Annotated in this window: 9 protein-coding genes; 2 read left to right on the top strand and 7 right to left on the bottom strand. The window is 45.6% G+C overall.

All coding sequences use genetic code 11. The annotated features are described in order from the left end of the window. Positions 1-16: 16 nt before the first annotated feature. Complete coding sequence (pulA, locus tag L9Q40_RS07135; protein ID WP_498792903.1) at positions 17-4,003, bottom strand: pullulanase-type alpha-1,6-glucosidase; 3,987 nt, start codon at positions 4,001-4,003, stop codon at positions 17-19. Positions 4,004-4,545: 542 nt separating this feature from the next. On the opposite strand from pulA, the gene L9Q40_RS07130 reads away from it, so the two are divergent. Beyond that, positions 4,546-5,739 carry a tetratricopeptide repeat protein gene (locus tag L9Q40_RS07130; RefSeq protein WP_498792902.1) on the top strand — a complete coding sequence of 398 codons (1,194 nt, stop codon included), beginning with the start codon at positions 4,546-4,548 and terminating at the stop codon, positions 5,737-5,739. A 233-nt stretch (positions 5,740-5,972) separates the two neighbouring features. Then, entirely contained in the window at positions 5,973-6,842 is an 870-nt protein-coding gene (gene pdxY, locus L9Q40_RS07125; RefSeq protein ID WP_498792901.1) for a pyridoxal kinase PdxY, read from the top strand. Between the two features lie 70 nt (positions 6,843-6,912). Here the strand turns inward: pdxY and sstT are convergent, their stop codons facing one another. From sstT to L9Q40_RS07095, 6 genes are all read right to left on the bottom strand, one after another. Next, a complete protein-coding gene (gene sstT, locus L9Q40_RS07120) occupies positions 6,913-8,133 on the bottom strand; it encodes a serine/threonine transporter SstT (protein WP_014234994.1) in 1,221 nt (406 codons plus the stop codon). Between the two features lie 356 nt (positions 8,134-8,489). Next, positions 8,490-9,566, bottom strand: a complete 1,077-nt coding sequence (gene rsgA, locus L9Q40_RS07115; protein ID WP_498792900.1) for a ribosome small subunit-dependent GTPase A — start codon at positions 9,564-9,566, stop codon at positions 8,490-8,492. Positions 9,567-9,846: 280 nt separating this feature from the next. Continuing rightward, entirely contained in the window at positions 9,847-10,149 is a 303-nt protein-coding gene (locus tag L9Q40_RS07110) for a PTS sugar transporter subunit IIB (RefSeq protein WP_020333479.1), read from the bottom strand. Positions 10,150-10,345: 196 nt separating this feature from the next. Continuing rightward, a complete protein-coding gene (locus L9Q40_RS07105; RefSeq protein ID WP_498792899.1) occupies positions 10,346-10,963 on the bottom strand; it encodes an SCO family protein in 618 nt (205 codons plus the stop codon). A 9-nt stretch (positions 10,964-10,972) separates the two neighbouring features. Beyond that, on the bottom strand, positions 10,973-11,398 hold the full coding sequence (locus L9Q40_RS07100) for a hypothetical protein (RefSeq protein WP_014234990.1): 426 nt from the start codon (positions 11,396-11,398) through the stop codon (positions 10,973-10,975). A 146-nt stretch (positions 11,399-11,544) separates the two neighbouring features. After that, positions 11,545-12,462: a polyprenyl-phosphate transporter gene (locus L9Q40_RS07095; RefSeq protein WP_498792898.1), complete on the bottom strand. Its 918-nt coding sequence runs from the start codon at positions 12,460-12,462 to the stop codon at positions 11,545-11,547. Positions 12,463-12,711 lie beyond the last annotated feature (249 nt).

Below are 12,711 nucleotides of genomic sequence, written 5' to 3'. Positions count from 1 at the left end.
GGTATCGTTGAATCAATTAGTTTTGAGTGACCGTTACGATTGGTGCTGCTGTATCAGCGGCATTGAAGTGGAAGTTGTAGCTTGCGTCTGCTGGTACCGTAATACTAATGTTACCGCTTGCTCCGCCCGCTTCCATAGTAAATGGAGTACCGAATTCAATTGCTCCCTGGCCTCCGAAGTTAGTGGCGTCAGCCCAATCTGAGCTGGCAACCTTCATGTCGAATGTCCCTGCAGTCAGGTCAATATCTAATGAGTACACATCGTTTGCAACATAGCTGAACTTCGCGCTTTCAATCGCTGCCCAGTTAGCGTCTGTTACATCACCGCGTAGGTAAAGTGCAGTTTCGCCAAACGTTGGTGCGTCTGCTGATTTTGTTACCGAAACAACTGGTTTTTCTACGCTGTCATCTTGAACGTTAAGTGCATTAAGGATGAAGGTGTATTTACCTGTTTCAGCTACCGTCAGTGTACAGTTCTCATCAGTTCCCAGATCAAGAGAATCACCCGCCTGATCCGCTGCGCTACAACCAATATTTGGGTTCGACCAACCAGTGTCTGCAAATTTGAACTCATGGTCACCAGCTTCCAATACACCTGTTACAGAGTACATACCGTTACCAATGAAGGTCATTGCCCAGTCTGAGCTATCTGCCCAACCGTTCATTGTTCCTTTCACGTAAACAACCGTTTCACCGTAAGGAGGGATGCTTGATACGTCTTTGTTTGACGTATTCACAGGCAGACCCGCACCTTGCGCGCCAGCTTGAGGCTGTACAAAGACTGCCGTCGTCAGGGCTGGTACAGTGAAGGTTTCTCCAGAGAAACTTGCTCCTTGAACAACAGTATCCGCAGAGTTTTGCTGCACGGTATGAAGTTCGAAACCGCTCGCGCCAGCTATAGTAAACGATTGTGCCTCAGATGATGAGTTAACTACTGCGACAATTGCGTCGTTGTTTGGATCCAGATCCTGACCTGCAGAGACACCGTCATCAATAGACATAACAATCAGACCAGCAACTTGATCTTGACCAACGTTGCGGAAGTCGACACGATTCATTACTTCTTGAGCGGTATCCAGACGGAACAGTTCACTTGAACTACGGATTTTTAGTAGCTCGAGGAATTGCTGCTTGGTTAGCTCAATGTCAGTTGTATCAGGTTTCGCTGTGCTGTCACTGATGATCGTTTTGATCAGATCCCAGTTATCGCCATCTTTATCTTCACGAGGTAGACCTACGTTCCAGTTGTTGTCGCTACCGTCAAAGAATACACGGTTGAACCAGTCGCCAGAATCGTAAGAGTCGCGCTGCATTGATTTTGAACGAAGGAGTTCAGAGCCCATGTGAATGAACGGAATACCTTGTCCTAGCATCACGGTTGAAAGTGATACGCTTTGCATACGAGCACGATTAGCCGAGCTGATGCCTGTCGCAATCTTGTACGCGTTGTTATCCCAAAGTGTTTGGTTATCGTGCTTAGAAACGTAAGAAATGTTCTCTGAAGGCATCCTAGTATAGCCAGCAGGCGCACCGTTGTAGTCTACGTTCTTACCAAGCTTGGTCTCACCGGTGTAATCGACAAGGATGTAATCTGCCAAGTTACCTGCCATACCCAGACGAACGATATCTTGGTTGTGCAGACGACCATTTACTGCGTCAGTATCTGTTTTGGTTTCTTCGTTAGCGTATGCCGCGTTACCAAAACCCTGATTGTAACGAAGTGAGTGTTTACCATCTGAATCGACACCACCATCGAATGGACCACCACCACGAACTGCATCACGTAGGCGATCTGAGAAGGTACCGATCTCTGTACCAGCCATGTTTAGCTGAGTCGCTTGATCGAAGCGTGCGTCGTTAGCCACCTCACCAAAGTCCCAACCTTCGCCGTAGAATAGTGTGTTCGGGTCAATCTCACGGATTTGCTCTAAAGCGTAAACCATTACATCTTTTGGCTGGTGACCCATCAAGTCAAAACGGAAGCCGTCAACTTTGTAGTCTTTCGCCCAAACCTTCAGTGAGTCAACCATCAGTTTACCCATCATCAGGTTTTCAGTTGCGGTGTTGTCACAACAGGTAGAGTTTTCTACGCCACCAGTATTCACGTTTAGACGGTGGTAGTATCCCGGAACGATCTTATCCAGAACAGATTTGTCATTGATGCCAGATGCGTTGGTATGGTTGTAAACCACGTCCATCACCAACTTAAGTTCCATTTTATGCGTTGCCTGAACCATTTCACGGAATTCAAGAATACGCTGTGTGCCATTCGGGTTCGTTGCGTAGCTGCCTTCCGGTACAGTGTAATGGAATGGGTCGTAACCCCAGTTGAAACTGTCTAGCATACGCAGATCGTTCATCAGTTTCTGTGCAGACCCAGATGCAGGATCGTAACCGTTCAGAACATCTTCAATGATTTTCGCATCATCTTCTGATTCACAGACAGAAGCGTCAGGTTTAATGCCACATAGTTTGCCAACGGTATCGTTGATGTCGACGCGGTTGTCTACGTTCTCATCGACGGTAGCGATATCAAATGCAGGTAGAATGTGTAGCGTTGTTAAACCTGCATCTTTCAGCGCTTGTAGGTGAGAAACAGACTCACGTTCAGGCTCTGTTAGCGCTAAGTATTTGCCGTTATATGCTGGTGTGCCTTGGCTGTCATTGAAACTGAAATCACGCAAATGTGATTCGTACAATACGTGATCTTCGTCTTTTTCAACGGTTGGACGGTCGTAATTGTTCCAGTCTTGTGGCATTAAGCTAGCGTCGTTCAGGTCGACAACTTGTGAGTAAAGAGAGTTTAGCGACAAGCTTAATGAGTATGGGTCAGTGACCATACGCGTTTCCACAACGCCAGTTGTTGGGTGGTAAACCTTCACCTGATAGCGGTAGAACTTGTTTACTACGTTACTTTGTGGCTCGGAAACCCAAATACCCGTTACGCTGTCTTCCGTCATTGTAACGGTTGATTCTTCTTGTAGATTCTCATCGTAGATAATCAGAGAAACGTCTTGAGCCGTTGGAGCCCATAACTTGAAGGTTGCAGCGCCGCCTTCAACAATCGCGCCCAGTTCCTGACCGATCGCGTTACCCGCATCGGCATCAGCGAATACCGCATCCAGTACGCCTGGTTTTTGCACTTCAGTTGCAGAAATGACATCACCTTCAGCGTTGTAAGCCACCATTACGATTTGTGATTTTAGAATCGTACGCAGTGTAGCGTCATCCACATCGATACCAGCAGCTTGCAGGCTAGATAGGTGACGGAAGCGAGATTTCAGATCATCAGACAAATCACCTGCTTTGCTTAGCTCTACCGCTGTGCCACCAGTGATCTGTTTGTCTTCATCCATTTGGATGTCGTTAGTCAGGCTGTAGTAAAGCTTCATTGAGTCAGCATTTGCTGCCGCTTCCCAAGCAATAGTGTTTGCATCTAACCAATGTGCTTTCTGGCCATCAACGTCAACTGGTCGCTCTTCGATTGGTTCGTAGAACAGTTCGCTACTGCCGTGGAAGCCAAATACCCCTTTAGATTCGCCTATCTTCGTCAGCTCGACTTTCGAGTTTGCACTGCCGAAGGCTTTGTCATCACCATTGTGTAAGATGAAGTTCATACATTCGTATGGGTCAGCGGCGTCAGGATCGACTTTAAGTACGTAGTACGCACCGTAGGTTTCGCTGATACCGTCATATTCGCGAGGCGATGCCCAATCAGTACCGCCGCTTGTAATGCCCATGGCATCTAAATCTGTACTGGTACAGCCTTCGCCGTTCCATAGGTGCAAACCCCAGCCCTCGTAGCCGCTTGCTGAAGATGCTGAGGCAACATCACGTTTATAGTAAACAACAACTTCATTCTCTCCCGCAGGGTACAGTCCTGCACTCGGGCTGGTGGTATTGTCGTCGGTGCTGTCACTACCACAACCGCTGATCACCGCGACGGAGATCAAAGGCAGTACGGTTTTGGCAATTATTGATAATTTAAATGTTTTTTTGTCCACGTTTACAAATCCATTTTTATTGAATTGATATAAAGAACGCGTCAGTTCTTCGGCTCAAAGAACGGAAGAACCATACGTCCTATCTGGTGCAAATGCCGAAAGGAAATGTTCAAAGAAATGCTAATACACTGACTCATCAGCAAAATGTGAGAACGGACTGTTTAGTTTTTTACAAATGAAAATTTTCTTACACAGTGGATTTGGTTCACAAATTAACTAATAAAACGGACGCATAGTGAGAGGAGTGACACACACTCAAAATGTTAATTTTGATAGGAGTAGGAAGGGGGGATGACAAGGGAGGAGAATGTCTCAGCCCCAAAAGCGTGACTACCTTCTATAAAAAACCAATCAATAATTTTCGATAAAAAATAAGTTAAGGCGTCTGAGTTTCAATCACGTCATTCTTTACTTCTCAACTTCAGATTTTCATCGGGTAGCCGATATAAAGTCCAAGTGCTGAAACTATTCAGACAAAAGCAATTTAAGGGTTTCCCTATGGGGGAACGTCAATTTATATCATGGAGAACAAGAGGCGGTTTATGAGTAGCATGGGTATTGCCATTGCGGCAACTGGCCTTTCACTTGTCCTGATATTTGTATGGATGATCTCGCTGTCGATGCGAAAACAACGTCTGGAAGTAGAGCGGCAGGCTCGTGAGGCGGCATATCGCAAGGCAATGAAAAAAGCTCGTGAGCAAGAGCTTAAAGAGCGGGAATTTAAGGCTGAAACCGGGCACATACCGACGATTTTATTTCTGGCGAAAGAAGCGGAAAGAAACAATATCAAGCAGGCTTTGTATTGGTACGATAAAGCGGCGAAGCTAGACAACATCAGTGGCATGTACGGCATTGTTCGCATGAGTGAGCGTATGCGTGAAGATGTGGTTCTAAAAGAGCAGGCAAACTTTTGGCGCACTGCGATCGCTGGCGTAGAAGGTGATCTGGAAGCGAAATTTATCACCGGAAAAGCGCTGGTTTTTGGCCGAGGTGTGGAACAAAACGTCGCCAAAGGACATGAACTGATCGAAGAAGCGGCCGACGAGGGTTGTGTCGATGCGATGCTGTATATGGGTGAGTGGCAGTTATCCCCGGAAAATACGTCGGGTCACAGTGCCGACGCACTCTATTGGTTTATGAAGGCTGCAGAGAAAGACAGTATCGCTGGAAAAATTCAGGTAGGACTGTGTTACACCAAAGGTATTGGTACTGAAAAAAGCATGCTGAAAGGCCGTTATTGGCTGGAAAGTGCTGCAGAGCTCGGCAGTGCAGAAGCCATGTATTATGCAGGAGAAGCCTGGAAAGATTCGAGCAAAACTGGCAACGCTATTGCCTACATTTGGCTGTTTCTCTCTGCAAGCATGGGGTTCGAAGCAGCTCGAATATTACGGGATAAAGTCGCGGGTAATATCGGCGTTGATGTGGTGGTAGGCTTACAGGTGATTGCCAAACCGCTGCAAAGAATGATGGCATCCGGCGTGGTAAAAAAGCACTCTATCATTCGTGCGTTAAACAAGGTTTATAAACGTGAGGCGTACTTCCCTAATGAAGATGAATTAAAAGATGTCATCGCTGATGAGCCTAATCCAGAGCAAGACCAGTCAATCGAAGGATACACGACCAACTCTCGTCATGCGTCAATAACAGATGAGGTAGATACAACACCAAAATCATCGTTCTCCTCTCAGCCTTCCAAAGCTGCGCTCGATTTTACCCAGAACTTCCTCCAGCCGTAATGATTGAATAAGCCTCACACTTGAGGCTTTTACTTTAACAGCCTGAAAACTCTTATTGATACAACACGGTTAAGCCGGCACAAGGTTCTGAAGGTCAAATACGGGCATCGGTAAGGGATGGTTAAGAATTGAGTTAAACAATCTTTGCTAGTCGGATACACTAGCGGCTTCGCAAAACTGGCGCTTGCCGCAGTCTTTGAACTATCGATAACAAAAATAAAAGGACAGGTACAATGCAGGGTATCCTCTCTATACAATCACACGTTTCTTTTGGTCATGCTGGTAACAGCAGCGCTGTCTTTCCGATGCAGCGTATGGGTTTTGAAGTGTGGCCTATTCATACCGTGCAGTTTTCCAATCACACCCAATATGCAGAGGGTTGGACAGGTCGAGCGTTTTCAGCCGATGACATCAGTGAGCTTGTTCGTGGTTTAGGTAACATTGGCGCTCTGGAAAAATGTCAGGCGGTATTAACTGGTTACCAAGGAAGTGCAGAACAGTGCCTCGCCGTGGAACAGACGGTCACTCAAGTTAAGAGTAAGAACCCAGACGCACTTTATGTATGTGACCCAGTGATGGGCGCGCCTGATAAAGGCTGTATCGTTGCTCCGGGGATTGCTGAAAACCTGTTAACGCGTCTGATGCCAATGGCAGATGTGATCGTGCCAAATCAGTTCGAACTCAGCCAGTTTGCAGAAATGGAAATTCATACGTTGGAAGAGGCTATTACCGCCTGTCAGCGAGCGCTAGCGAAAGGCCCGAAAGTAGTATTGGTCAAACACCTTTACTGTCTGGATAACGGCAGCTTCAACATGCTACTGGCTACCCAAGATAGTATTTATCTGGCAAAACGCCCGCATTTTGAATTTGCCAAACAACCTGTTGGCGTGGGTGATCTTATCTCAGCGATTTTTACTGCTGGGCTACTCAAGGGTTGGAGCCCGAAACAGGCTTTCCAGCACTGTCATGATGCTTGTTATGGCGTACTTAGCGCAACTTTCCATGCTGGCGAGTGGGAATTACAAACTATCGCCGCTCAGCAAGAGTTTGTCGAGCCGGGTAAACATTTCCCAATTGAAGAAGTGGCCTTAACCACTGTGTAATCAAAGTTGATATAAAAAATGGGGAGCCAATCGGCTCCCCATTTTATTTGTCTATTGAATCGTAATTCGATTATTGCTGTTCTTTTTGGTGCTCTGAACGGCAAACTGCGGCAGTGAAGACAACGTCTGTAGAACTGTTTAGAGCAGTCTCTGCTGAGTCTTGAATAACGCCGATGATAAAGCCGACCGCTACCACCTGCATTGCTACGTCATTCGAGATACCGAATAGGCCACAAGCAAGAGGGATAAGCAGTAGAGAACCACCTGCAACACCAGAAGCACCACATGCAGATACCGCTGCAACGATACTCAGAAGCAATGCCGTCAATAGGTCAATTTCAATACCCATAGTGTGAACTGCAGCCAACGTTAGTGTTGTGATAGTGATAGCAGCACCCGCCATGTTGATGGTTGCGCCTAGAGGGATAGAAACTGAGTAAGTGTCTTCATCCAGTTTTAGCTTCTCACACAACGCCATGTTCACAGGGATGTTTGCCGCACTTGAACGAGTGAAGAATGCTGTTACACCACTTTCACGCAGACATTGGAAAACCAATGGGTATGGGTTTTGTTTGGTTTTGAAGTAAACGATCGCAGGGTTTACTACCAATGCGATGATAAACATTGCACCTAACAGTACTGCTAGCAGGTGAGCGTAGCTCGCTAGCGCGCTGAAACCTGTTGTTGCGAACGTTGAAGCTACCAAGCCGAAGATACCAAATGGTGCTAGACGAATAATAAAGCGTACGATGTGAGACACACTGTGGCTTAGATCTTCGAAAACCGCTTTAGTAGTAGCTGAAGCGTGATGCAGCGCCAGACCAAGACCAACACCCCAAGCAAGAATACCGATGTAGTTTGCTTCTACTAGAGCGTTTACTGGGTTATCTACCACTTTAAATAGTAGTGTGTGTAGAACTTCTGCAATACCTTGTGGTGGGGTAGCACCCTCAGCGCCGGTTACAAGCGTTAAAGTGGTTGGGAAAAGGAAGCTTAGAACCACGGCAGATAGCGCTGCGAAGAATGTGCCCAATAGGTAAAGCACAACGATCGGACGCATATAAGTGTGTTGGTTTTTCTTTTGGTTTGCGATAGACGCAGCAACCAAAATAAATACTAGGATTGGAGCAATCGCTTTAAGCGCTCCAACAAAAAGGCTACCAATCATTCCAGCGCTTTGAGCGTGACTTGGTGAAACTGTTGCAAGTAAAACACCAAAGACAATACCGACAAGGATCTGGAGAACGAGGTTACCACGAGCATATCGGGCAACGAGGCTGTTATGTTGCATACATCATTCCTGCAATGTTATGCCTAAGTGATTGAATAATAACTACACATTACACGGCGATAATGCCCTTATTAAATAAGGGATGAGCATTACTTCTGGTCACTAAGACACATGATTATCAATTATCCTGTTTTTATATAGTCAGTCATTCTCTGACTGAACCGCCCATATCTTAACTTGGTAATATTTTGTGTCTAGTTTTAGTTTGTTTTTGGATTAAATGTTTGCTGAATGTTATTAAATTAAGTTGTTTGTGTTGCAATAATTTGGTGGTTATGAATGATGCTTTTTAACAAAGTTATTAAAAAGGAGACAAATGTCTCCTTTAATTGAATTGACCGACGAAAGTCAAAGCGTTAGTAATCTTGATAGCGTTTACGCTTCTCACTCATCGTATTGCGAACCAGTTTTCCAAACTGTCTGTTTCTAGCTCTTTGCTCGGCTAGAGTCGCTCCGTTATTTCTTTGTTCCCTCAATAGCTTTTGGTAGTTTTTTAAGCGACGTTGTTCCAGTGTCCCATTTTCGATGGCGGCTTGAACGGCGCAGCCCGGTTCTGAATCGTGGTGACAATCGCCAAAGCGACAATGTTCAGCTAGCTGGGTGATGTCAGAAAATGTTTCACTGACCCCTGCTTCGCAATCTGCCAACTGAAGTTCACGCATTCCAGGGGTATCAATTAAAATACCACCAGACGATAAAAGGTGTATTGAGCGAGACGTTGTGGTGTGTCGGCCTTTACTGTCATCTTCACGGATATGACTGGTCGCTTGCTCCTGCTGCCCAAGTAATGTATTAACGAGCGTCGATTTGCCAACGCCAGACGATCCAATAAACGCGACTGTTTGCCCTTCATGACACCAGTTCATTAGCTTAGCAACACTGTCTGTGTCTAAACCGTTTACGGCCTCGATAGATAAAAGGTGATCCAATTTTTGTACTTGGCTTGCTATCTCATCAAGGTTATCGCATAGGTCCTTTTTAGTCAGAACGATGACCGGTTCTACCATGGCTTCATGTGCTAGCGCCAAATACCTTTCAATACGGCTTAAGTTGAAGTCGTCATTCAGTGAACAAACAATAAATACCGTATCAACGTTCGCGGCGATAAGTTGCTCTGCCACTTTGTCACCTGCCGCTTTACGACTGAACAGGCTGCGTCGTTCAAGTAAGCGAACAAACTGTTGGTTCTGATCTAAGACGACCCAGTCACCAACCGTCATACTGGGTAACGATGAGTGAGCATTGAGATGGATGTTACCGTCCTCGCTGGCCAATAAGTAGCCACTGCGATGATGTGCAATCACTCGCGCAAATTGCGTGTTTTCATAATCGTCTAAAGTCAGCTGCTGCTGAAAGAACGGTTTCCAACCTAAACGCTTGAGTGGGTTGCTGGTTGAAGTCAGTGTTGCAAAAAAAGAGTGTGTTTTATTCATTGTTGAATTATCCCAGACGCAACAAAGCGCCTTAATACAAATTGCATTAGGGTCTAATTCGGATAGATTTGACCCCGGAGAAAACCGGGCAGAGAAGGGAGGTTGTGGCTAAGCCACCAATTGAAATTTTGGACGTTTACCCTTGCGATGCCCAGTGTGTGTTTTGCATTACAATCATTTTGTGTCCTCTTTAGTTGGTTGATAATTGGGTTCGTTAATAAGACGGGGAGAGTATAGCCGCTCTCATTCGTTTGCGGTAGAGAAACTCATGCTGCCAGAGCTAACTTTGGCTGCTCATTCGCTCTTCCATTATCTGTGAATAGCTATTTGCCTTCAGCCCGTAGATGATTTGGATATGTTTATCATCTAAAACCACTACGCCGTGAGCGCCATGTTGTTTCAACGCTTTTTGATCAACGACTGCCGTTGATTTAAGAGTTAATCTCAAACGTGTGGCGCAAGCGCCTGTTTCAACGACATTCTCGATACCACCAATCGCGGCAATAATCGTGTCGACATCCTGATCCATGTTTGGATTTACCTGAGTCAGGAACTTTAAAATACGTTTGAAACCTTTAAGCATGTGTTGTCTACCTCTGGAACTTGGAGACTAATGTATAGCGTAAATGCACCTATACATTTGAGGGGTATAGCACAGAATTATATTTTGAAACAAATAGCCAGTAAGAATAGAGCGAGATAAATGAGGCTCCTATTGAGGAGCCTCTATCGCTTAATCGTTGCAGTGCTGCGTCGTTACCAGGAGTTCTGTGACTTGACTAGCTTTTCGTCGACGTATCGTTTGATGTGAGTTGTGAGATTGCCTCGACGATCGGTGCAGGCGTCAGCGTGTGAGGAACTTTGGTGATCAAGGTTCCGTCAGGTTTCAAGAAGTAGAAGTAGGAGCTGTGGTCCAGTGTGTATTTCAGCTCAGAGCCTTCTAATTCTGTTTTGCGGAAAATAACGCCATAGCTGTGTGCCAGCGGAGTCGTGATTTCTAGCGGCGCAGATAGCCCCTCAATCATAGGATGAAAGTAGTGTGCGTATTTTGCCGATGCATCCGCTTCATCGCGCTCAGGATCGAGAGAGATAAACATTGGGCGTAGTTGGGCCTTTTGTGTTTCGTCAATTTGGTTGAGTGCGCCTGCTAGCATGGCCAGCGAGGTTGGACAAACGTCAGGACAGCGTGTGAAACCGAAGTAAACAATACGAATACGAGGGTCATTAACGTCGAAAATGTTAACTGGCTGGTCATTTTCGCCAAATAACACTGTCTGCTCTGACTTAGCTGGCTCAGTTTGTTCGGTTGGGATCGCTTCTTGGCTGTCCAAATAGCTTTTAGCGCCAAATCCGAGTACGAAAGCGACCACGAGAAATAGGGACCAGTTGCGGCTCATATTGATTCCTTATCTTTGCATTTTGATGGCGGGATAAATGGTGTCTTGTCCGTCGGTGAGCTCTCCGACCCAAGTCATTGACTCTTGAGTACAGACCGGCAAGACCACTTCACCCATGTATTTTCCTGGAGACACTTTGTTTAATAAAAACTTAGGCTCACCCATTTCCATTTCTCGTCCTGACAAGCTCAATACGAGTTGTTCCGCTTCGCTGTCAGACCATTCTACGGTCAGCAGTGCAGGGACTAAGGGCTGAGTGTTATCTACATTGAGTGTCATGGTTACGTCTTGTTGGACGCAAGCCGCCGTAGATAGAAAACAATATTCATCAAGCGGTTTGAGCTCAGAGGACGTCGACAAACTTTTTAGTAGCGTCGGGGCGTAAAACCCCGCGACCAGTGCCACTGCGACACCAGTGATATTTAACAGTTTCATTAAGGTTCAGCAGTTATGACTTAATAAGAACTGCATCGTAGCACACCTGGGCGATGCTCAACGAGACAAGTTCCGAGAAAATGTATTTACCTTAGTAGATTAGAAAAAAAAACGGAGCCATCGGCTCCGTAATGAAATTAAGACATTTATTTACTTGAATCTGCGAACTTTTCCAAGCTAAGTACCAGCGCTATCGCGGCCAGCATCATGACAATGGCGATAACCAGTTGTGATGGCTGAGAAGTTATGTGTTCATACTCAAACGGCGTCAAGTTGTGCTGAAGTAACGGAACTTGTTCACCTTTTGAGTTTGTGCGCCAGGTTAATGTTTCTTTCCATGGCCAAATTTTAGGCAGTGTGCCAATCATCAACCCGGTGAGGAACATCAATGTTGCGTCTCTAAAGTGGCGCAATAACCAAGAAAGCAAATGTGAGAACGTCAGTAAGCCGATAACACAACCTGCTAAAAACAGCGCCAAAATGTCTACTTGGAAGCCATTTAATGCCGCTAATACGGGAGTGTACATGCCGATGAGCAGCAAAATGAAGCTGCCTGAAATGCCCGGCAGAATCATGGCACAAATAGCGATAGAGCCAGCTATCAGCGTATTCACCATTGTCGGTTCCATATGCAGTGGCTTAAGCACCGTAATGCTGTAAGCGAATGCAACGCCAACCAATAAGGTAATGAAGCGAATCGCGTCGCGTTTTTCTACCTGACGCACGATGTGGTAAACCGAAACCAAAATCAGCCCAAAAAAGAATGACCAGATTGGAATAGGGTGCGTGTTCAAAAGCCAGGTGATCAGTTTCGCGAGGGTTGCAATGCTAACGGCAATACCGGAAAACAGCGTGATAAGGAAAAAACCATTGATATGGTTAAACGCCGCTTTCGTTCCTTCTCTTTTCCAGATGGATAAAAGCCTTGGGTTGATGCGTCGAATGCTCTCTAGCAAGGTATCGTAAATGCCTGTAATAAAAGCGATAGTGCCGCCAGAGACGCCGGGAACCACATCGGCTGCACCCATTGCCATTCCTTTAAAGAAAGTAATTAGATAGTTCATTTTCGTACTATTGATTTCTGATGATGGGGCAGAGTATACAAACATTACCGGTAAAAAAGTATGAAATAGTATTGTTATTACGAGATAAATCCCTCTCTAACCGGTTGATTATTGTTCTAAGTTTAGATGTTTTGTTTAGGTATTAAGGTATCACTCAATAATTGTGTTTGGAGTGTGTTATTTGCAAATTGCATTTGCTAAATGCAACGACGTTTTTCGTTTTGCTACAGATAATGTTTTAGAACGCTT

This window comes from Allocatenococcus thiocycli (genome assembly GCF_921292965.1).
Taxonomy (GTDB): Bacteria; Pseudomonadota; Gammaproteobacteria; order Enterobacterales; family Vibrionaceae; genus Vibrio; species Vibrio natriegens.
Note: the sequence above shows the minus strand (reverse complement) of the source record. Positions and strands in the feature narration are given on the sequence as shown.

What these genes read in the sequence shown, in the direction of transcription:
- L9Q40_RS07130 (WP_498792902.1), top strand. Translation starts at nt 4,546, where the DNA reads ATGAGTAGCATGGGTATTGCCATTGCGGCAACTGGCCTTTCACTTGTC.
- pdxY (WP_498792901.1), top strand. Translation starts at nt 5,973, where the DNA reads ATGCAGGGTATCCTCTCTATACAATCACACGTTTCTTTTGGTCATGCT.
- sstT (WP_014234994.1), bottom strand. Translation starts at nt 8,133, where the DNA reads ATGCAACATAACAGCCTCGTTGCCCGATATGCTCGTGGTAACCTCGTT.
- rsgA (WP_498792900.1), bottom strand. Translation starts at nt 9,566, where the DNA reads ATGAATAAAACACACTCTTTTTTTGCAACACTGACTTCAACCAGCAAC.
- L9Q40_RS07110 (WP_020333479.1), bottom strand. Translation starts at nt 10,149, where the DNA reads ATGCTTAAAGGTTTCAAACGTATTTTAAAGTTCCTGACTCAGGTAAAT.
- L9Q40_RS07105 (WP_498792899.1), bottom strand. Translation starts at nt 10,963, where the DNA reads ATGAGCCGCAACTGGTCCCTATTTCTCGTGGTCGCTTTCGTACTCGGA.
- L9Q40_RS07100 (WP_014234990.1), bottom strand. Translation starts at nt 11,398, where the DNA reads ATGAAACTGTTAAATATCACTGGTGTCGCAGTGGCACTGGTCGCGGGG.
- L9Q40_RS07095 (WP_498792898.1), bottom strand. Translation starts at nt 12,462, where the DNA reads ATGAACTATCTAATTACTTTCTTTAAAGGAATGGCAATGGGTGCAGCC.